Raw genomic sequence first — 20,369 nt, 5'->3', positions numbered from 1 at the left:
GTATTTGCTATCTGCTCGACTGCAGTCGTTGCTGCGATCGGGCAATCCGTCGTCAGTCATGCGGCGTATTCACAGTGCGGGTGAGGGTCGTTCTTGGGGTTATCCATGCATATCCATATTCTCGGTATCTGCGGCACGTTCATGGGCTCCCTGGCGGTCCTGGCGAAAGAGCTGGGCCATCGCGTCACCGGGTCAGATGCCAACGTCTATCCACCTATGAGCACCCAGCTCGAAGCCCAGGGCATCGAGCTGATGCAGGGCTATGAGCCGGCCCACCTGCAGCCGGCACCTGATCTGGTGGTGGTCGGTAACGCCTTGAGTCGCGGCAACCCGGCAGTCGAGTACGTGCTGAACAAGGGTTTGCCTTATGTTTCCGGCCCGCAGTGGCTGGCCGATCATGTGCTGCAGGGCCGCTGGGTCCTCGGCGTGGCCGGTACCCACGGCAAGACCACCACCACCAGCATGCTGGCCTGGGTGCTGGAGCATGCCGGCATGAGCCCGGGCTTTTTGATCGGAGGTGTGCCGCAGAACTTCGGTGTGTCCGCGCGCCTGGGGGGGACGCCGTTCTTCGTGGTCGAGGCCGACGAGTACGACAGCGCCTTCTTCGACAAGCGCAGCAAGTTCGTTCACTACCGCCCGCGCACCGCGATCCTGAATAATCTTGAGTTCGATCACGCGGATATCTTCCCGGACCTGGCGGCCATCGAGCGGCAGTTCCACCACCTGGTACGCACCGTGCCGGGCGAGGGGCTGATCATCCATCCGCAGGCCGAGCAGGCCCTGCAGCGGGTCATCGGCATGGGCTGCTGGACTCCGGTGCAGACCACTGGTGACGGCGGCCAGTGGCAGGCCAAGCTGCTCAGTGCCGACGGCTCGCGCTTCGAGGTGTGGTTCGACGAAGCGCTGATGGGCGTGGTCGAGTGGGCGCTGACCGGCCAGCACAACGTTGCCAACGCCCTGGCCACCCTGGCCGCGGCGCGGCATGTTGGCGTGGTCCCGGAGCTGGGCATCGCCGGCCTGTCCAGCTTCAAGAGCGTCAAGCGGCGCATGGAGAAGGTCGCCGAGGTCAAGGGCGTGACCATCTACGACGACTTCGCCCACCACCCGACGGCGATTGCCACCACCCTGGATGGTCTGCGCAAGCAGATCGGCGATGCGCCGCTGATCGCGGTGATCGAACCGCGCTCCAACTCGATGAAGCTCGGTGCCCACCGCGACGGCCTGCCGGCTTCCGTGGTGCAGGCCGACCGGGTCTACTGGTACGCGCCGGCCAACCTGGGCTGGGACCTGGCCGCCACGGTGGCCTCGTCCAGCGTGCCGACCGAGGTCTGCGACTCGCTGGAGGCGATCATCGCCGGGGTCAAGGCCCACGCGGCGCCCGGCACCCAGGTGGTGGTGATGAGCAACGGCGGCTTTGGTGGCCTGCATGGCAAGCTGGCCAAGGCACTGGAGGAATAACATGTCTGGTCCCGAGCGCATCACCTTGGCCATGACCGGCGCTTCCGGCGCCCAGTACGGCCTGCGCCTGCTCGACTGCCTGGTGCAGGAAGAGCGCGAGGTGCACTTTCTGATCTCCAAGGCCGCGCAGTTGGTGATGGCCACCGAGACCGATGTAACCCTGCCGGCCAAGCCGCAGGCCATGCAGGCGTTCTTGAGCGAATACACCGGCGCTGCGCCGGGGCAGATCCGCGTGTATGGCAAGGAGGATTGGATGGCGCCGGTGGCTTCGGGCTCCGGTGCGCCGGCGGCCATGGTGGTGGTGCCGTGCAGTACCGGCACCTTGTCGGCCATCGCCACGGGGGCCTGCAACAATCTGATCGAGCGCGCCGCCGACGTGGCCTTGAAGGAGCGCCGCCAGTTGATCCTGGTGCCGCGCGAGGCGCCGTACTCCAGTATCCACTTGGAGCACATGCTCAAGCTGTCCAACCTCGGCGCGGTGATCGTGCCGGCCTCGCCGGGTTTTTATCACCAGCCGCAGACCATCGACGATCTGATCGATTTCGTCGTCGCACGCATCCTCAATCTGCTGAATATTCCCCAGGACATGCTGCCGCGTTGGGGCGAGCATCATCTGAGCAGCGATGATTAGGTTCTCGGGACTGAGCCTGGCGCTGCTACTGATCGGGCTGCTGCCTGGCTGCGCCAGTGTGCGTACTCTGGATGCGGCCAAGCCGGGAGCACCGATCATCTATTCGGGAACGCGGCTGGACTGGTATGCGTTGCACGGTGGTTGCTGTCCACTGGACCGCTTCGGCGCCGAAGCACCCAAGTACGCGGGCCTGGATCTGCCGGCAAGTGCCTTGCTGGATACTGTGCTGCTGCCATTCGCCGTGGCCGCCGAGCTGGGCATCGGGCTCGGCGTCACCGGCGGTAACTGAAACGACGCAGGCCTTGCGCCCGCGTCGATCTGCTTAGAACCTATTTACGATCTTTTGGACTAGAGCCAGACAAGGCGCTACGCCAGTAACAGCCTCCGGCTGGTCAAAACGCCGAGGAAGCGGAGTTTACGAGCTGTAATGAGCATTCCGAGGCTGTTTTTAACGCCGTATGGCCGACGACCAGGAGATCGTAAACAGGTTCTTAAGCGCGCTCGACCGCCAGGGCCACACCCTGACCACCACCGATGCACAGGGTGGCCAGGCCTTTCTTGGCGTCGCGGCGCTGCATTTCGTGCAGCAGGGTCACCAGCACGCGGCAGCCGGAAGCACCGATCGGGTGGCCAAGGGCGATGGCGCCGCCGTTGACGTTGACCTTGTCCAGGCTCCAGCCCAGCTCCTTGGCCACCGACAGGGCCTGGGCGGCGAAGGCTTCATTGGCTTCGACCAGATCCAGATCCTCGACGCTCCAGCCAGCCTTGCTCAGCGCGCGGCGAGTGGCAGACACCGGGCCGATGCCCATGATCGCCGGGTCGACACCCGAACCTGCCGCAGCGGCGATGCGCGCCAGCACCGGCAACTTCAATTCGGCAGCCTTCTCGGCGCTCATCAACAGCACGGCGGCGGCGCCGTCGTTGAGGGTGGAGGCGTTGCCGGCGGTGACGCTGCCGTCCTTCTGGAAAGCTGGCTTGAGCTTGCCCAGGGATTCGGCCGTGGTGCCGGCGCGCGGTTGTTCGTCGCGGGCGAAAACCACGGGGTCGCCTTTGCGCTGCGGGATCAGCACCGGAGTGATTTCGCCATCGAAGCGACCGGCTTCCTGGGCGGCGCTAGCGCGCTGCTGCGAGGTGGCGGCGAAGGCATCCTGCTGCTCGCGGCTGATCTTATACTTGGCCGCCAGGTTCTCGGCAGTGATGCCCATGTGGTAGTCGTTGAAGGCGTCCCACAGACCATCCTGGATCATGGTGTCGAGCAGCTTGCCGTGGCCCATGCGCATGCCGCTGCGGGCCTGCTGCATGACGTAGGGCGCCAGACTCATGTTCTCCTGGCCGCCGGCGATGATCACCTCGGCATCGCCGCAGGCGATGGCCTGGTAACCCAGTTGCACAGCCTTGAGGCCCGAGCCGCAGACCTTGTTCAGGGTGAAGGCCGGTACCGTGTGCGGCAGGCCTGCTTTGATCACGCTCTGTCGCGCGGGATTCTGCCCGGCACCGGCGGTGAGGACCTGGCCGAGAATCACTTCGTCGATCTGCTCGGCGCTGACGCCAGTCTGCGCCAGCAGGCTGCGGATTACCGTGGCGCCCAGTTCGACGGCGGGAATGGCGCTCAGCGCGCCCTGAAAGGCGCCGATGGCGGTACGGGTGGCAGCGACAATCACGACTTCGCGCATAGGTTCTCCGGTGTCTGGCTGTGGGTGTGGTCCTGCGCAGGGGCAGGGCGGGCCTGTGTGCGGATAAGTGCGGGCAGGCCGGGGAGGGCCGAGTTTAAAGCGCCGATAAGGCAGTGAACAGCGCGGCGGTTTGTCGGCAGGGTTAGCTTGCCCGTTGCGAGTTGCACCAAGGGTGGATAAGCACAGCGTTATCCACCCGACAAAACTTGGCAGTACGCAGGGGTTGAGGCGCGGCGCAGCATTCTCCACCGATGAACCAAGGCCCTAACTGGTCTCACCAGGCTTTGAACGGGGGGTTAGCGGCCGAGACGGCGCAGCTCGTCGGATTCGACGATGCGCACGCCATCGCCTTCTTCCAGGGCCAGGCGCCACAGCGCGCGCGCCAGGGCGGCGGCCTGGATGCCGCGGTACTTGCCGGGTAGCCAGCGCATGAAGGGCGCGGCCAGTTGTTCGCCGAGGCGGAACTCACTGCGCGCGCCGAGCAGCAGCGAGGGTCGGGCGATGGTCAGCTGAGGCCAGTCCTGGGCGATCAGTGCCTGCTCCATCTCGCCTTTGACGCGGTTGTAGAACACGCCGGATTTGGCGTCGGCGCCCAGTGCGCTGATCACCAGCAGATGCCGCGCGCCCAGTTCGCGAGCGCGCTGGGCGAAGGCCAGCACCAGGTCGTGGTCGATGGCGCGGAAGGCCTCCTGCGAGCCGGCCTGCTTGATGGTGCTGCCCAGGCAGCAGAAGGCGGCATCGACTCGGCCTTGCAACTGCGGCAGCAGGTCGGCCAGTTCGCCGACTGGGTTGTCCAGATGCGCATGCTCGGCCAGCGGGCGGCGGCTGGGGGCCAGCACACGGTTGATGGTCGGCTCGCTGAGCAGGCGGTCGAGCAGGTGCTCGCCGGTGAGACCGGTGGCTCCTGCGAGCAGGATGTGCTGGGGCGTCAGGTACATGCTGGGTTACTCCACTGATACAACCAGCTTAGAAGTTTTTGCTCGTCCAAGTATGCGTGCTATGCCGCTTTATTCGGTTTTCTTCACGGTGGCGCTCTCCAGTGCCAGCTTGGCCTGACTTTCGCGCAGGGTCTTCCACTGCTTGAGCACGGCGGGTGGTGCCCACAGTTGGGGTTCGGAGGCCTGGAAGTCTTCGGCCTTCTCCCGTTCGGCAACTTTGGCTTTGGCCAGTTCGAAGGCGCGCTGCAGATCGTCGGTTTCGTTGAGGGCATCGGCGAACAGGGCGCGGCCGAAATAGGTGAAGTCGTTTTCCTCGGAGCAGCCGAAGGACACCCGGTCGGCGCGCGCCGCGGTCATCACCAGAGTTTTGTCGTTTTTCAGCAGCGGGATAAAACCGCCCGAGTAGCAGGCCGAGATCACCACCACCTTGTGCCGCTCGCGCAAGGGTTGCAGCAGCGCCGCCAGCTCGCTGGCGGGCAGGCTTTCCAGCTGCAGGCGTGGCTGGTCGATGCTCAGCTGGTGGTCACGTGAGCCGTGGCTGGTCAGGTAGATGAACACCAGGTCTTCCGGGCCGCTGCGTTCGGCCAGGGCGAGCACGGCGCGGGTCAGGCTCTCGCGGGTTGCCAGCGGGCGATCGGCGAGGTGGTCGCGGTGGTTGATCAGGCTGATGTTGCCGCGCGCATGGAAGCGCTCGCCGAGCAGCTTGCTGACGTAGTCGGCCTCGCGCAGGAACACGCTCTGCTTGCCGTCGCCGGCCAGGGTCAGGCTGTACAGTTCAGTGGCGGGAGTGGAAACGGGCAGGGCGGCGATGGCCTGGTCGAGCAACTTGCCCTGCTCCAGCAGGCCCAGCTCCAGCGCGTCCGGCAATGCGGCGCCCTGGGCATCGCGGATCAGTTTGCCATTCTGCCAGGTGCCACTGCGCTGCTGGCCATCGGCGAGGGTCAGGGTGCCCTCGCTGGCATACTCGTTGTTGGCGAAGCGGCCACGGTAGACGCTGCCATCAGCCATAGTCAGCTCACCCTCACCGTGGAAGCGCCAGTAGCGGAACTCTCCGAGGTAGTGACGGCCGTCGGCACCTTTGAATTCGCCCTTGCCCTCGAGTGAGCCGTCTTTGAAGTGGCCCAGCCAGACATCGCCGTCGGCATTCTGGAAGCGCCCCTGGCCATGGAAGCTGTCGTCGCGGAAACCACCGCTGTAGCGCTCGCCGTCCACCCCCTGGTAGCTGCCTTCGCCATTCAGCACGCCATCCTTGAAGATGCCGCTGTACTGGCTGCCGCCTTCGCTGCGGGTACCCGGGCCATTCAGCTCGCCACGGGCGAAGCGTCCCTGGTAGCGGGTGCCGTCCGGCCATTCGAGCAGGCCGAGGCCGTGGTACTTGTCCTTGCGAAAGCCGCCGCGGTAGCTCATCTCGCCCTGCTGCAGGTGGCCTTCGCCATGCAGGCGACCCTGCTTGAAACCGCCGGTGTAGGTGCTGCCGTCGCTGTAGGTCAGCGTGCCCTGGCCATCGAACAGGCCCTGGCGGAACTGGCCGACATAGCGCTCGCCGCTGGCGCCACGCCATTCGCCCTGGCCGTCGCTCTGGCCGTCCTTGAAATGGCCGGCGTACCAGCTGCCGTTGGCGTAGTCGAGGCGCCCTTCGCCTTGTAGCAGGCCATTGATGACCTCGCCGCGATAGCGGCCGCCGTCGGGCAGTACGGCATCGGGTGGCAACAGGGGTTCACCGTCACCGCAGGCGGCGATCAGCAGAGCGAGGGTCAGCGGAGCAAGGAGGCGGGGCATGGTGGACGTCCTGGTCGGTGCATGCTTGGAGTATGCCGCAGCGGGCCTGCGGCACCAATGCGAACGGGGCGCCTGGGCGCCCCGTTCGGTGATGTCATTCTGCTGTCTGGTGGTGCTTTAGACGAAGCACAGGGTCAGCGGCTCGGCGATATACGCCGGTTTTTCCTCGCCTTCGATCTCCAGGGTTGCCTGCGCCTTGATCAGCCACTGGCCGGCGCGCTTCTCGATGACGTCGACAATGCTTACCGCCAGGCGCACGCGCGAGTTGACCTTCACCGGCTGGATGAAGCGCACGCTGTCGAGACCGTAGTTGACGGCCATCTTCAGGCCCTCGGGCATGATCATCAGGCTTTCCATCAGCTTGGGGACCAGCGACAGGGAGAGGAAACCGTGGGCAATGGTGCCGCCGAACGGGGTGTGCTTGGCTTTGACCGGGTCAACGTGGATGAATTGATGGTCGCCGGTGCATTCGGCGAACTGGTTGATGCGTTCCTGGTCGATGGTCATCCATTCCGAGCGTCCAAGCTCTTTGCCTACATAGTCTTGCAGTTGCGATACGGGTACGAACGGCATAGATCCTCCTTGAAGGATGCTGGTTACTTGTTGTTTTTGCTGATGAACCTAGCTGGCCCTAGATCATCATGACTCGGCACGAGGGTCAAGCCGAAAGTCGCGGTATATAGCGCTGCCATGGGCGTGTTTATAATGGCCGCGCCATCCCGTCGGAGACTTCCCCATGCTGCTGCGCGGCCTGACCTGGCTGGTGCTGTTCCAGCTGCTCGGCACTGCTCTCAATGTGCTGTTCCTACCCATGCTGCCAGGGCCAATCATCGGCATGCTGCTGTTGTTCGTGTTCCTCCTGTTGCGGGGTGAAGTCGGCGAGCCGCTCAGCCAGGCGGCCAGTGGCCTGCTGCGCTATCTGCCGTTGCTGCTGGTTCCGCCAGCTGTCGGCGTGATGGTCTATGCCGAACAGATCGCCGCCGACTTCTGGGCGCTGGCCGGGGCGCTGGGGCTGTCGTTGCTGCTGTCGCTGCTGTTCGCTGGCTGGTTGATGCAGAAGCTGATCGAGCGCCAGGTACGCCGCGAGGATCAGGCATGACGCTGGATTGGCAGGGCGCGGTGCAGGCGGTCATTCATCACCCGCTGTTCGGTGTCGGCATCACCCTGGCGGTGTACCAGTTGTCACTGGCCGTCTATGAAAAGACCCGCTGGGTGTTTCTGCAGCCGGTGCTGGTGTCGATGACCGTGCTGATCGGCGTGCTGCTGTTCTGCGGCCTGAGTTACGCCGAGTACCGCGACAGCACCTTCCTGCTCAGTGTGCTGCTGGGGCCGACCACCGTGGCTTTGGCCGTGCCCTTGTTCCTCAATCTGCGGCGCATCCGCCAGCTGTTCTGGCCGGTGCTGATCACCCTGCTGGTTGCCGGTGTACTGGCGACCGCGCTGGGTGTGCTGCTGGCCTGGCTGTTCGGCGCCGAGCGCATGATGCTGATGACCCTGGCGCCGAAGTCGGTGACTTCGCCGATTGCCATGCTGGTGGCCGAACAGATCGGTGGCGTGGCCGCGTTGGCGGCGGTCTTCGTGCTGATCACCGGGGTACTTGGCGCCATCTGTGGGCCTGAACTGCTGCGCCGCATTGGCGTGCATCACCCGGCGGCGCAGGGCATGGCGCTTGGCCTGACCGCCCATGCGGTGGGCACGGCACGGGCACTGCAGGAAAGTGAAGAAAGCGGTGCCTTCGCCGCCTTGGCCATGAGCCTGATGGGCGTGGTCACCGCTATTGCCCTACCGTTGGTGGTGGCGCTGATCGCTTGAGGTCGATCGAGATGACTTTTCCGCTGTTTCCGTTGAATACCGTGCTGTTCCCCGGCTGTATGCTAGACCTGCAGATCTTCGAGGCGCGCTACCTGGATATGGTCAGCGCCTGCATGCGCCGTGGCGAAGGTTTCGGCGTGGTCGGTATTTTCGCGGGGCGCGAGGTTGGTGTGGCGGCCGAGCGTTTTGCTGCGGTGGGTTGCGAGGCGCTGATTCGTGACTTCCAGCAGCGCCCCAATGGTCTGCTGGGGATTCGCGTCGAGGGTGTGCGGCGCTTTCATGTCGAGCAGGTCGAGGTGCAGGCCGACCAGCTGACCCTGGCCGAGGTCACCTGGCTGGATGAGGCGGCGGATGCGCCGCTGTTGGCCGAACACGCAGACCTCGCTGCGCTGCTCAATGCCCTGGTCGAGCATCCGCTGGTCGCAGGGTTGGGCATGGGTGGCGCGGTCGCCAGCCAGCAGGCGCTGGCCAATCAATTGGCCTACCTGCTGCCGTTCACTGTCGAGCAGAAGCTGCAGGCGCTGCAGCTGGCTGATCCGGGGCAGCGCCTGGCTTATATTCAGAGTCTGCTGGATCAGCTGCAGGGTGAGATGATCGCTTGAGTCTTGGCCCCCCCCCTACGGAGTGCTCAATAACGATATTGCTGCAGCGCCTCTGGCAGGGACCAGGCACTGACGGCGCCGAGCAGGGCCAGGCTGGCGGGCAGGATCAGCCACCAGATGCGTGCGCCGAGTGGCGCCAGGACTGCGCGTCGCTGTAGAACGGCCAGCCAGGCTGCGCATACGCTGCCCGCCAGCAAGGCGCCGGCCAGCACGTCCGTAGGCCAGTGTACGCCCAGATAAACCCGCGACAGGGCGATGGCCAGGGCTGGCAGGCTGGCCAGCAGCAGCCAGGTCAGGCGCGTGCGTGCCGGTGTGCCGCGGCCGGCGAGGATGCCCAGGGCGAGAAAGAAGGCGAAGGCCGCCGAGCTGTGCCCGCTGGGCAGGCTGAAGGTGTCCAGCGGCTGCAGCAGCACGTCCGGCCGGGCGCGGGCGAACAGGTGCTTGAGGCCGGTGTTGGCCAGGGCAGTGAACAGCATGCAGCCGGCCACCAGGGCCGCTGCCGCATAGCGCCGGCTGAGCAGGAGCAGGCCGGTGAGCAGTAAACCGGCAGCCACCTGGGTGGTGAAGTCGCCGAGCCCGGTGATCAGCAGGGCGAGGCTGTCCAGGGTGCTGTTGCGTTGCTCCTGCACCAGTGCCATCAGGCCCTGGTCGAGGGTGCTGAGGTAGGGCACGCCGAGGAGCAGGGCGGCCAGCAGGGTGGCGCTCAGGCCGGCGGCTACGGCCGTGGCCCAGCGCTGTTCGCGCAGGCTGCTGAGAATCACCACCATCAGCATCAGGGCGATAGCGCCGGCAACGGTTCCGGCGGCGCCCCAGAAGCCTTCTGGCAGCGGCAGGCGCAGGGCGGCGCCGGTGGCCCAGCCGGGCAGCATGTAGGCCACTGCCCAGCCGGCGGCGGCCAGCATGCTGACCAACATGAAGCGCACGAATGGCATGTCGAGCATGCCGGCCACCAGGGGCAGCATGGGGCGCAGCGGGCCGATGTAGCGGCCGACCAGCAGGCTGACCACGCCATAGCGCTGAAAGTAGTTTTCCGCACTGGCCAGCCATTCGGGGTGGTCACGCAACACTGGCAGGCGGCGGATGCCCTGGTGGAAGTGACGCCCCAGGCCGTAGGAGATCGCGTCGCCGAGCAGGCCGCCGGCGTAGGCCAGCGCTATCGTTTCCCAGAGCGTCAGGGCGCCGCTGCCGGCCAGTACGGCCAGGGTGAACAGCACCACGGTGCCGGGGATGAGGATGCCGGCTACGGCCAGGCACTCCAGGCAGGCGATGAAGAAGATCGTCAGGCCCAGCCACTCCGGGTTGGTTTCCAGCCAGAGAGTCATGGTCTCGAACCATTGGCTCATGGGTGCAGCTCCTTGGGGGTTAGCAAGAGATAGTCACGGCCTTCGACCTGTCCGCGGCGCAATGGGTTGCGTGTGCACTGGCGGACGAAAGTGGCGTCGACGAAGCGGTAGGGCAGGTGCTCGTCCCGTCCGCTGGGGATGCCCAGGCGGGTAGTCTGAACGATCTGCGCCGGTATTTCGCCGACATCCTCGACAAACAGGCGCTGCGGGTCGAAACGGCGGGCGTCCCAGTCCGGCACTTTCAGACCAAGGCTGCGGCACAGCAGGGTCTGGCCGGCGCACAGCGTGTGTGCCGGGCGCGGGCTGCCATCGGCGGCGGGATTGTTGGCCTGCATGCGCGCCAGGGCGTCGGCTGCGCAGTGCCGGTCCAGCCAGGGCGCTGCGGATTTGATCAGCACCGCATTGCCGGGGCCCTGGGCGCTGAAGTTCAGCGAGTCGCCGCCGCGGGCGTAATACATGTAGATGTGCCCGCCGTCGAGGAATAGCGCGCGGCGCTTCTCGGTGTAGCCGAGTGAAGCATGGCTACCCTTTTCGGCAGCGTAGTAAGCCTCGGTCTCGATGATCCGGGCGGCCAGCCAGTGGCCCTGGTGGCGGTGGCGAATGACTTTGCCGAGCAGGGCTCGGGCCAGGGTCTGCGCGTCACGATCGAAGAACGTGGCGGGCAGCGGGCGGGCCTCTGGCCAGGGCAGTGACGCAGGGGTGGCGGGCATCGGGGTGCCTGTGGCTAAGTTGATGGGTGCGATCATAACAACAAGCTGCGCCGGCTAAAGTGACCATCCGCCCGACGCTGCTGGGCTTGAGGGCGCGCTATCGCTATAATCAGCCCCTTTTTCCAACTGCCAGACATTCCGAGACCATGACCGAGTCCGTGCTCGACTACATGACCCGCCTGGGCCGCGCCGCGCGTGCTGCCTCGCGGGTGCTCGCCCGTGCCAGCACAGCGCAGAAGAATCGCGCCCTGCAGGCTGCCGCCAATGCCCTCGACGCCGCGCGCGTCGAGCTGACCACCGCCAACGAGCTGGACCTGGCCGCCGCCCGCGCCAGTGGCCTGGAGCCGGCCATGGTTGACCGCCTGGCGCTGACCCCGGCGGTGATCGACAGCATGATCGAAGGCCTGCGTCAGGTCGCCACCCTGCCGGACCCGATCGGCGAGATTCAGGGCATGCGCTATATGCCGTCCGGTATCCAGGTCGGCAAGATGCGCGTGCCGCTGGGCGTGATCGGCATCATCTACGAGTCGCGGCCCAACGTGACCATCGACGCCGCCAGCCTGTGCCTGAAGTCCGGCAACGCCACTATCCTGCGTGGCGGCTCGGAGGCGATTCATTCCAACCAGGCGATTGCCCGCTGCATCCAGCTCGGCCTGGCCGAGGCCGGGCTGCCGGGCAGCGCCGTGCAGGTGGTGGAAACCACCGATCGCGCGGCCGTCGGTGCGCTGATCAGCATGCCGGAGTTCGTCGATGTGATCGTGCCGCGCGGCGGCAAAGGGCTGATCGAGCGCATTAGTCGCGACGCCAAGGTACCGGTGATCAAACACCTGGACGGCGTGTGCCATGTCTACATCGACGTCGCCGCCGACCTCGACAAGGCCATCCGCGTCGCCGACAACGCCAAGACCCAGCGCTATTCGCCGTGCAACGCCATGGAAACCCTGCTGGTGCATGCCGCCGTGGCCGCCCAGGTGCTGCCGCCGCTGGCTGCCATTTACCGCGACAAGGGCGTCGAGCTGCGTGGCGACGCCGCGACCCGCGCACTGCTGGGCAGTGATGTGCTGGAAGCGAGCGAGGAAGACTGGTTCGCCGAATACAACGCACCGATCCTGGCGATTCGCATTGTCGATTCGCTGGAAGCGGCCATCGAGCACATCAATAAATACGGCTCGCAGCACACCGACGCGATCATCACCGAGAACTTCAGCGATGCACGGCGCTTCCTTACCGAAGTGGATTCCGCTTCGGTGATGGTCAATGCCTCGACCCGTTTCGCCGACGGCTTCGAATACGGCCTGGGCGCGGAGATCGGCATCTCCACCGACAAGCTGCATGCCCGTGGCCCGGTCGGCCTGGAAGGCCTGACCAGCGAGAAGTACGTGGTGTTCGGCGACGGGCACATCCGTACCTGATGGCGCGTCGTATCGGGATCCTGGGGGGCACCTTCAATCCCGTGCATATCGCCCATCTGCGCGGCGCCCTCGAGGTGGCCGAGCAGCTGGCGCTGGACGAGCTGCGGCTGATCCCCAGTGCGCGGCCGCCACACCGCGCGGCACCGCAGGCGACTGCCGAGCAGCGTCTGGCTATGGTGCGCTTGGCGGTAGCGAGCGAGCCACGGCTGGCGGTCGATGACCGCGAGCTGCGGCGTGATAAGCCGTCGTTCACCATCGACACCCTGGAGTCGTTGCGCGGTGAGCTGGCGGCGGAGGATCAGCTGTTTCTCCTGCTGGGCTGGGATGCCTTCTGCGGGTTGCCGACCTGGCAGCGCTGGCAGGAACTGCTGCAGCACTGCCATATCCTCGTGCTGCAGCGGCCGGATGCCGACAGCGAGGCGCCGGAAGCGCTGCGTGACCTGCTGGCGGCGCGCAGTGTGAATGACCCGCAGGGCCTGGTCGGGCCGAGCGGACAGATTGCTTTTGTGTGGCAGACGCCGCTGGCGGTGTCTGCCACACAGATTCGTCATTTGCTGGCAGAAGGGCGTTCGGTACGTTTCCTGGTACCCGACGCCGTGCTGGCCTATATCCAAAACCACGGGCTGTACCGTGGGCAAACCGATTCATGAGGTAACGATGCAAAACGAACAACTGGTCAAGGTCGCCATTGCGGCCCTGGAAGACATGAAAGCCACCGATATCACCACCATCGATGTGCGCGGCAAGACCAGCGTCACCGACTTCATGGTGATCGCCAGCGGTACCTCCAGCCGTCACGTCAAGTCGATGGCCAACGAGGTGCTGGACAAGGTTCGCGAGCAGGGCGTGCGCCCGCTTGGCAGCGAAGGCCTGGACGGCGGTGAGTGGGCTCTGCTCGACCTCGGCGATGTCGTGGTGCACGTGATGCAGGTTGCCACCCGCCAGTTCTACGACCTCGAGCGTCTGTGGCAGGGCGCCGAGCAGAGTCGTGCGCAGCACCAGGATCCGGCGGAATAAGTCGCTGACGTGCGTATCAAGCTGATCGCCGTCGGCTCGCGCATGCCGCGCTGGGTGGAGGATGGCTGGCAGGAGTATGCCAAGCGTCTGCCGCCCGAGCTGGGGCTCGACCTGGTTGAGATTCCGCTGACCACTCGTGGCAAGAATGCCGACGTGGCGCGGATGATCCGCCAGGAAGGCGAGGCCATGCTGAGCAAGGTGCAGGCGGGGGAACGCATCGTCACCCTGGAGGTCCATGGCAAGCCGTGGAGCACCGAGCAGCTAGCCGCCGAACTGGAGCGCTGGCGCCTGGATGCGCGCACCGTCAATCTGATGGTCGGCGGCCCCGAGGGGTTGGCGCCGGAAGTCTGTGCGCGCAGCGAGCAACGCTGGTCGCTGTCGCCGCTGACCTTGCCGCATCCGCTGGTACGTATCCTCATCGGTGAGCAGATTTACCGTGCTTGGACCGTACTGTCCGGGCACCCGTACCACAAATAACGCCACCTATAAAAAGCCGTCCATTTAAGTAGTCGCAGATGCCGCAACCGATCCGTCTCAAGGACCACGAAAAAGACGCCCGTCTGGTACGCCGGCGTGTGGTGGTCGGCGCTGTGACGGTGCTGCTGCTGACCTGCGTGCTGATCGCGCGCATGTACTACCTGCAAGTGATCCAGTACGAGCATCACACCACCCTGGCGGAGAACAACCGCATCCATGTGCAGCCGATCCCGCCGACCCGCGGGCTGATCTTCGACCGCAACGGGGTGATCATCGCCGACAACCGGCCCAGCTTCAGTCTGACCGTGACTCGCGAGCGTGCCGGCGATTGGCAGCAGGTGCTGGATGTGGTGGTCGAGGCGCTGGAGCTGACGGCGGAAGATCGTGCCCTGTTTGAAAAGCGCATGCGCCAGGGGCGTCGACCCTTCGAACCGGTGCCGATTCTGTTCGAGCTGTCCGAGGAACAGATTGCGCGCATTGCGGTGAATCAGTTCCGCCTGCCCGGCGTCGACGTGGTGGCCCAGCTGGTGCGCCACTATCCGCAGAAGGGCCACTTTGCCCACTCGGTCGGCTATGTCGGGCGGATCAACGAGAAAGAGCTGAAGGAGCTGGATCCGGTCAATTACAGCGGCACCCACCATATCGGCAAGACCGGCGTCGAGCGGTTCTACGAAGACCTGTTGCACGGTGAGGTGGGCTATGAAGAAGTCGAGACCAATGCCCGTGGCCGGGTGTTGCGCGTGCTCAAGCGCACCGATCCGAAGCCGGGTGCCGACCTGATTCTGAGCCTCGATGTGCGCTTGCAGGAAGCGGCCGAGCAGGCCCTGGGCGGGCGCCGTGGCGCGGTGGTGGCGATCGAGCCGAGCAGCGGCGAGGTGCTGGCGATGGTCAGTCAGCCGAGCTTCGACCCCAACCCATTCGTCACCGGTATCGGCTTCAAGGCCTACGCCGAGCTGCGTGATTCGATCGACCGGCCGCTGTACAACCGCGTGCTGCGCGGCTTGTATCCGCCAGGTTCGACGATCAAGCCGATGGTCGCAGTTGCGGGCCTGGACGCCGGTGTGGTGACCCCGCAATCGCGGGTATTCGATCCCGGGTTCTACCAGTTGCCTGGGCATAGTCACAAATACCGCAACTGGAACCGCACCGGTGACGGTTCGGTGAACCTGGAATACGCGATCATGCGTTCCAACGACACCTACTTTTACGACCTCGCGCACAAGATGGGCGTGGACCGCATGCACCGTTACATGACCATGTTCGGTCTGGGACAGAAGGTTTCCCTGGACATGTTCGAGGAAACCGCCGGGCTGATGCCGTCGCGCGAGTGGAAACGTGCGCGCTACCGGCAGCCCTGGTATCCCGGCGAAACGCTGATCCTCGGTATCGGTCAGGGCTACATGCAGACCACGCCGTTGCAACTGGCCCAGGCGACCGCGCTGATGGCGACCCGGGGCAAGTGGATTCGTCCGCACCTGCTGCGTACCGCCGAGGGTAAGACTCCGCAACAACTGATGGCCGAAGAGGTTATCGAGGCGATGGAAACGCCGGCGGATATTGTCCTGCGTGATCCCAAGTTCTGGGACTACGGCCGCATCGGCATGGAGCAGGTGATGCACGGTCCCCGCGGCACAGCGCGCAAGGTGGGCGATGCGGCGCTGTATCGGATTGCCGGCAAGAGCGGCACGGCGCAGGTGGTGGCGATCAAGCAGGGCGAGAAGTACGACCGCTCCAAGGTGGCCGAGCGACATCGTGACCATGCCCTGTTCGTCGCCTTCGCCCCGGCCGCCGATCCGAAGATCGCCGTGGCCGTGATGGTGGAAAACGGCGAGTCGGGCTCTGGTGTGGCCGCGCCGGTGGTCAAGCAGGTGATGGATGCCTGGCTGCTTGGCGAAGACGGTCAACTCAAGCCCGAATACCGCCCGCCCGTGCCGGTGGAACCCGTGAGCAGCACGCCATGAACAGTAATTTCGACCGCAGCATTTCCGATGAGGACGTGTTCAAGCGCCGGGCAACCCTGCTGCAGCGCTTGCACATCGACGGCTGGCTGCTGCTGATCCTCCTGGCGCTGGCGGCCGGCAGCCTGTTCGTGCTGTATTCGGCCAGCGGCAAGAACTGGGATCTGCTGATCAAGCAGGGCTCCTCCTTCGCCCTGGGCATGGTCGGCATGCTGGTGATTGCCCAGTTCGAGCCGCGCTTCATGGCCCGCTGGGTGCCGCTGGCCTACGTGTTTGGTGTCGGCCTGCTGGTGGCGGTGGAGGTGATGGGCCACACAGCCATGGGGGCCACGCGCTGGATCAATATCCCCGGGGTAATTCGCTTCCAGCCCTCTGAGTTCATGAAGATCATCATGCCGGCGACCATCGCCTGGTACCTGTCCCGGCACAACCTGCCGCCCAAGCTCAAACATATCGTGGTCAGCCTGGTGCTGATCCTGATGCCCTTCGTGCTGATCCTCAAACAGCCGGACCTGGGCACTGCGCTGCTGATCCTCGCCTCCGGTGCCTTCGTGCTGTTCATGGCCGGACTGCAATGGCGCTGGATGATCGGTGCGGTGGCGGCGGTGGTGCCGATTGCGGTGGCCATGTGGTTCTTCGTCTTGCGTGAATACCAGAAGCAGCGTGTGCTGACCTTCCTCGACCCGGAAAGCGATCCGCTGGGTACCGGCTGGAACATCATCCAGTCCAAGGCCGCCATCGGTTCCGGCGGTGTGCTGGGCAAGGGCTGGCTGCTGGGCACCCAGTCGCATCTGGATTTTTTGCCGGAAAGCCACACGGACTTTATCATTGCCGTCCTGAGCGAAGAGTTCGGCCTGGTCGGAGTGTGTATCCTGCTGCTGGTCTACCTGCTGCTGATCGGTCGTGGCCTGTTCATCACGGCCCAGGCGCAGACCCTGTTCGGCAAGTTGCTGGCCGGTAGCCTGACGATGACCTTCTTCGTCTACGTATTCGTTAACATCGGCATGGTCAGTGGGCTGTTGCCGGTGGTGGGGGTGCCTCTGCCCTTCATTAGTTATGGCGGAACTCATTTGGTGACGCTGTTGTCAGGGTTTGGGATTTTGATGGCGATCCAGACCCATCGAAAATGGATCGCACAGGTTTGATAAGAGTGAAGAATTTGAAACAGGCATGGCGTGGCTGGATGGTTCGTGGCACTCATTGGCTCGGTCTGGCGGCGTTCGCCATGAGTGGCCCAGCGCTGGCCGGTGACTACGACGGCTCGCCGCAGGTGGCCGAATTCATCGCCGAGATGACCCGTGACCATGGCTTCGCCGGTGAACAGCTGGTCAGCCTGTTCAGCCAGGCCGAGCGCAAGCAGGCGATCCTCGATGCCATCTCGCGCCCGGCGGAGAAGGTCAAGCCGTGGAAAGACTACCGGCCGATCTTCATTACCGAGGCGCGCATCAGCAAGGGCGTGGATTTCTGGCAGCAGAATGCCGAGGCCTTGGCCCGTGCCGAGAAGGAATACGGCGTGCCGGCCCAGGTGATCGTGGCGATCATCGGCGTGGAAACCTTCTACGGCGGCAATACCGGCAGCTGGCGCGGGCTGGATGCATTGTCCACACTGTGCTTCGATTACCCGCCGCGCGCGCAGTTCTTCTGCCAGCAGCTCAAGGAGCTGCTGCTGCTGACCCGCGAGGAGCAGGTCGATCCGTTGAGCCTGAAGGGCTCCTACGCCGGTGCCATGGGGCTGCCGCAGTTCATGCCGAGCAGCTTCCGCGCCTACGCGGTGGACTTCGATGGGGATGGTCATATCAATATCTGGACTAATCCGGTGGATGCCATTGGCAGTGTGGCCAGCTACTTCAAACGTCACGGCTGGGTGACTGGCGAGCCAGTGGTCAGTCGTGCCCAGGTCAAGGGCGAACTGGCCGACAGTGGCCTGACCCAAGGACTCGACCCGGTGAAAAATGTCGGCGAGTTGCGTGCCCTGGGCTGGTCGAGCGCCGATGTGCTGCGTGACGATATCCCGGTAACCGCTTTCCGTTTTGATGGCGCCGAGGGTGAGGAGTACTGGATGGGGCTACCCAACTTCTATGTGATCACCCGTTACAACCGCAGCACCATGTACTCCATGGCGGTGCATCAGCTCTCCGAGCTGCTGTTGGCCAAGCGGGGCGGGCAATGAGCTACCGGCAGTTCGCGGTGCGCAGCCTGGCCTTCGCGGCCCTGGGCCTGGCCCTGGCCAGTTGCTCGACCAGCAAACCGACGCCGACCGCGCCGGTGCCGGCGGGTGGGCCCATCTCCGGTCCGATGGATTACAGCCGTCCGCATCGCGATGGTGCGCCCTGGTGGGATGTCGACGTGTCGCGTATTCCCGATGCGGTGCCGATGCCGCACTACGGCCGTTTCAAGGCCAATCCCTACACGGTGATGGGCCAGACCTACTACCCGATCAACGATGCCCGGCGCTACAACGCCACAGGCACCGCGTCCTGGTATGGCACCAAATTTCACGGGCAGGCCACCGCCAATGGCGAGGCCTATGACCTGTACGGCATGACCGCTGCGCACAAGACCCTGCCGTTGCCGAGCTACGTGCGGGTGACCAACCTGGACAACGGGCGCACGGTGATCCTGCGGGTCAATGACCGCGGCCCGTTCTACTCCGACCGCATCATCGACCTGTCCTTCGCCGCGGCGAAGAAGCTCGGCTATGCCGAAAGCGGTACCGCGCGGGTCAAGGTCGAAGGCATCGACCCGCATGAGTGGTGGGCTCAGCAGGGACGCCCGGTACCGATGGTACTGGCGCAGCCGAAGATGGCGGCTACCGGCAGTGCGCCGGTGGCCGTGGCGCAGCCAGTCAGCCAGCCGATCGAGCAGTACACACCACCGCCCCAGCAGCACGCGGCGGCCGTGCTGCCAGTGCAGATCGACGCAAAAAAAAACGATTCAGTCGCAGCCTCTGGCCTGTATCTCCAGGTGGGCGCCTTCGCCAATCCGGACGCTGCGGAGCTCCTCAAGGCGAAGCTGAGCGAGACGGTGCCTGCCAAGGTGTTTATCAGCTCGGTGGTGCGCAACCAGCAGATGTTCCACCGCGTGCGCCTGGGGCCGATCGAAACGCAGGGTGAGGTGCAGCAACTGCAGGACAGCGTCCGCCTGGCCAACCTTGGTCAACCCACGCTGGTACGCCCCGACTAGAGTCCTTTCGTCCATTGCCCGTGCAGTTCAAGGGTGATGGGGAATGCAGGCGAGCCTCCGGCTCGTCTGTGCCATTGTTGAATAGCCATTTTAGAGAGACGGATGAATATCTCCCGCTTTGCCCGCTGCCTTTCCCTGTTCACCTTGCTGCTCGGCGCGCCACTCGCTCAGGCCGCCCAGGACAGCGCCATCCCTTCGCCACCGCAACTGGCGGCCAAGTCCTACGTTCTGCTCGACGCTGCCAGTGGCAAGGTATTGGTTGAAAATAACGGCGATCAGCGCCTGCCTCCAGCCAGCCTGACCAAGCTGATGACCGCCTACATCGCCACCCTGGAAATTCGCAAGGGCAAGATCGGTGAGCAGGACATGGTGCCCATCAGCGAGCATGCCTGGCGTACCGGTGGTGCTGCCTCTGGGGGCTCCACCATGTTCCTGCCGCTGAACAGCCAGGCTTCGGTGGATGATCTGCTGCATGGCGTCATCATCCAGTCCGGTAACGACGCCAGCATTGCCCTGGCCGAGTACATCGCCGGCAGCGAAGACGCCTTCGCCGACATGATGAACGAAACCGCCGAGCGCCTGGGCATGAAGAACTCGCACTTCATGAACGCCACTGGCCTGCCGCACCCCGAGCACTACTCCAGTGCCCATGACATGGCCATCCTGGCCCGCGCCATCATCAACGAAGACCAGGAGCACTATGCGATCTACTCGCAGAAGGAGTTCCTCTGGAACAACATCAAGCAGGGCAACCGCAACCTGCTGCTGTGGCGCGACAGCACCGTGGACGGCCTGAAAACCGGTCACACCGAAGAAGCCGGTTACTGCCTGGTCGCCTCTGCCGTGCGCGAAGGCGCGCGCATGATCACCTCGGTGTTCGGTACCGACAGCGAGAAGGTCCGTGCCGCTGAGACACAGAAGCTGCTGACCTACGGTTTCCGTTTCTTCGAAACCCAGACCTTCTACAAGAAGGGCGAAGAGCTGGCTCAGGCGCAGGTCTGGAAAGGCACCACTCGTCAGGTCAAGGCCGGCCTGGCTGAGGATCTGACCATGACCCTGCCGAAAGGCCAGGTGAAGAAGCTGCAAGCCAGCATGATCCTCGAGCCGCAGCTGCAGGCACCACTCAAGCAAGGCGACGTGATCGGCAAGGTCGAAGTCAAACTGGGTGAAGAAGTGCTGCACAGCGCCAACCTGATTGCCCTCGAGGCCGTCGAGGAGGGTGGTTTCTTCCGCCGCCTGTGGGATGGTATCCGCCTGTTCTTCTACGGACTGTTCAACTAAAGAGTCGCCAGGCGGCCTTGAAAGGTTGCCGTTCGGGCCCAAAATTAGGGTTATGACTCACAAGGACGCCCCGTAATCGGGGCGTCCTGCATTTC

21 protein-coding genes are annotated in these 20,369 nt (G+C 64.7%); 15 read left to right on the top strand and 6 right to left on the bottom strand.

The window, feature by feature from the left end; translation table 11 throughout:
- Positions 1–105 precede the first annotated feature (105 nt).
- The 3 genes from mpl to H3H45_RS02195 are packed head-to-tail and all read left to right on the top strand — an operon-like array spanning position 106 to position 2,378.
- Positions 106–1,458 (top strand): UDP-N-acetylmuramate:L-alanyl-gamma-D-glutamyl-meso-diaminopimelate ligase, encoded by a 1,353-nt coding sequence (mpl, locus tag H3H45_RS02205; protein ID WP_182832117.1) that lies wholly within the window; start codon positions 106–108, stop codon positions 1,456–1,458.
- 1 nt (position 1,459) lies between these two features.
- Positions 1,460–2,089: a flavin prenyltransferase UbiX gene (ubiX, locus tag H3H45_RS02200; protein ID WP_182832116.1), complete on the top strand. Its 630-nt coding sequence runs from the start codon at positions 1,460–1,462 to the stop codon at positions 2,087–2,089.
- Positions 2,082–2,378, top strand: a complete 297-nt coding sequence (locus H3H45_RS02195) for a YceK/YidQ family lipoprotein (RefSeq protein WP_182832115.1) — start codon at positions 2,082–2,084, stop codon at positions 2,376–2,378. The genes ubiX and H3H45_RS02195 overlap by 8 nt, the downstream gene beginning before the upstream one ends.
- A 202-nt stretch (positions 2,379–2,580) precedes the next feature.
- Here the strand turns inward: H3H45_RS02195 and H3H45_RS02190 are convergent, their stop codons facing one another.
- The 4 genes from H3H45_RS02190 to H3H45_RS02175 all read right to left on the bottom strand — a co-directional run bounded on the left by H3H45_RS02190 (position 2,581) and on the right by H3H45_RS02175 (position 7,052).
- Positions 2,581–3,762, bottom strand: a complete 1,182-nt coding sequence (locus tag H3H45_RS02190) for an acetyl-CoA C-acetyltransferase (RefSeq protein WP_182832114.1) — start codon at positions 3,760–3,762, stop codon at positions 2,581–2,583.
- Positions 3,763–4,058: 296 nt separating this feature from the next.
- A complete protein-coding gene (locus H3H45_RS02185; protein ID WP_182832113.1) occupies positions 4,059–4,700 on the bottom strand; it encodes an NAD(P)H-binding protein in 642 nt (213 codons plus the stop codon).
- Between the two features lie 69 nt (positions 4,701–4,769).
- Positions 4,770–6,479 carry a C13 family peptidase gene (locus H3H45_RS02180; protein ID WP_182832112.1) on the bottom strand — a complete coding sequence of 570 codons (1,710 nt, stop codon included), beginning with the start codon at positions 6,477–6,479 and terminating at the stop codon, positions 4,770–4,772.
- A 117-nt stretch (positions 6,480–6,596) separates the two neighbouring features.
- Positions 6,597–7,052: a MaoC family dehydratase gene (locus H3H45_RS02175; RefSeq protein WP_182832111.1), complete on the bottom strand. Its 456-nt coding sequence runs from the start codon at positions 7,050–7,052 to the stop codon at positions 6,597–6,599.
- Positions 7,053–7,215: 163 nt separating this feature from the next.
- On the opposite strand from H3H45_RS02175, the gene H3H45_RS02170 reads away from it, so the two are divergent.
- From H3H45_RS02170 to H3H45_RS02160, 3 genes are read left to right on the top strand one after another with little or no spacing between them, the layout of a single operon-like run.
- Positions 7,216–7,578 (top strand): CidA/LrgA family protein, encoded by a 363-nt coding sequence (locus H3H45_RS02170; RefSeq protein ID WP_182832110.1) that lies wholly within the window; start codon positions 7,216–7,218, stop codon positions 7,576–7,578.
- Positions 7,575–8,291: an LrgB family protein gene (locus H3H45_RS02165; RefSeq protein WP_407926668.1), complete on the top strand. Its 717-nt coding sequence runs from the start codon at positions 7,575–7,577 to the stop codon at positions 8,289–8,291. Before H3H45_RS02170 ends, H3H45_RS02165 begins: the two co-directional genes overlap by 4 nt.
- A gap of 11 nt (positions 8,292–8,302) precedes the next feature.
- A complete protein-coding gene (locus H3H45_RS02160; protein WP_182832109.1) occupies positions 8,303–8,893 on the top strand; it encodes an LON peptidase substrate-binding domain-containing protein in 591 nt (196 codons plus the stop codon).
- A 26-nt stretch (positions 8,894–8,919) separates the two neighbouring features.
- On the opposite strand, the gene H3H45_RS02155 is transcribed toward H3H45_RS02160, so the two are convergent.
- Together H3H45_RS02155 and H3H45_RS02150 are read right to left on the bottom strand one after the other, a co-directional pair.
- Positions 8,920–10,236, bottom strand: a complete 1,317-nt coding sequence (locus H3H45_RS02155) for a bifunctional DedA family/phosphatase PAP2 family protein (protein ID WP_182832108.1) — start codon at positions 10,234–10,236, stop codon at positions 8,920–8,922.
- Positions 10,233–10,946, bottom strand: coding sequence for a DNA-3-methyladenine glycosylase (locus H3H45_RS02150; protein WP_182832107.1), 714 nt, complete (start codon positions 10,944–10,946; stop codon positions 10,233–10,235). Before H3H45_RS02150 ends, H3H45_RS02155 begins: the two co-directional genes overlap by 4 nt.
- A gap of 146 nt (positions 10,947–11,092) precedes the next feature.
- Between H3H45_RS02150 and H3H45_RS02145 the strand changes: the two genes are divergently transcribed.
- From H3H45_RS02145 to H3H45_RS02105, 9 genes are all read left to right on the top strand, one after another.
- Complete coding sequence (locus H3H45_RS02145; protein WP_182832106.1) at positions 11,093–12,358, top strand: glutamate-5-semialdehyde dehydrogenase; 1,266 nt, start codon at positions 11,093–11,095, stop codon at positions 12,356–12,358.
- A complete protein-coding gene (nadD, locus tag H3H45_RS02140; protein ID WP_182832105.1) occupies positions 12,358–13,008 on the top strand; it encodes a nicotinate-nucleotide adenylyltransferase in 651 nt (216 codons plus the stop codon). Before H3H45_RS02145 ends, nadD begins: the two co-directional genes overlap by 1 nt.
- 7 nt (positions 13,009–13,015) lie before the next feature.
- Positions 13,016–13,375 (top strand): ribosome silencing factor, encoded by a 360-nt coding sequence (rsfS, locus tag H3H45_RS02135; RefSeq protein WP_182832104.1) that lies wholly within the window; start codon positions 13,016–13,018, stop codon positions 13,373–13,375.
- Positions 13,376–13,384: 9 nt separating this feature from the next.
- Positions 13,385–13,852 (top strand): 23S rRNA (pseudouridine(1915)-N(3))-methyltransferase RlmH, encoded by a 468-nt coding sequence (rlmH, locus tag H3H45_RS02130; RefSeq protein WP_182832103.1) that lies wholly within the window; start codon positions 13,385–13,387, stop codon positions 13,850–13,852.
- A 38-nt stretch (positions 13,853–13,890) separates the two neighbouring features.
- Positions 13,891–15,813, top strand: coding sequence for a penicillin-binding protein 2 (mrdA, locus tag H3H45_RS02125; RefSeq protein ID WP_182832102.1), 1,923 nt, complete (start codon positions 13,891–13,893; stop codon positions 15,811–15,813).
- Positions 15,810–16,955 (top strand): rod shape-determining protein RodA, encoded by a 1,146-nt coding sequence (rodA, locus tag H3H45_RS02120; protein ID WP_182832101.1) that lies wholly within the window; start codon positions 15,810–15,812, stop codon positions 16,953–16,955. The genes mrdA and rodA overlap by 4 nt, the downstream gene beginning before the upstream one ends.
- A 38-nt stretch (positions 16,956–16,993) precedes the next feature.
- Positions 16,994–17,980 carry a lytic murein transglycosylase B gene (gene mltB / locus H3H45_RS02115; protein WP_182833111.1) on the top strand — a complete coding sequence of 329 codons (987 nt, stop codon included), beginning with the start codon at positions 16,994–16,996 and terminating at the stop codon, positions 17,978–17,980.
- A complete protein-coding gene (locus H3H45_RS02110) occupies positions 17,977–18,993 on the top strand; it encodes a septal ring lytic transglycosylase RlpA family protein (RefSeq protein ID WP_182832100.1) in 1,017 nt (338 codons plus the stop codon). Before mltB ends, H3H45_RS02110 begins: the two co-directional genes overlap by 4 nt.
- Positions 18,994–19,095: 102 nt before the next feature.
- Positions 19,096–20,274: a D-alanyl-D-alanine carboxypeptidase family protein gene (locus H3H45_RS02105; protein WP_182832099.1), complete on the top strand. Its 1,179-nt coding sequence runs from the start codon at positions 19,096–19,098 to the stop codon at positions 20,272–20,274.
- The last annotated feature ends 95 nt before the right edge of the window (positions 20,275–20,369 follow it).

The sequence above is a fragment of the Aquipseudomonas guryensis genome, from assembly GCF_014164785.1.
Taxonomy (GTDB): domain Bacteria; phylum Pseudomonadota; class Gammaproteobacteria; order Pseudomonadales; family Pseudomonadaceae; genus Aquipseudomonas; species Aquipseudomonas guryensis.
The sequence above is the reverse complement of the archived record's forward strand: the minus strand, read 5'-3'. Positions and strand labels throughout refer to the sequence as shown.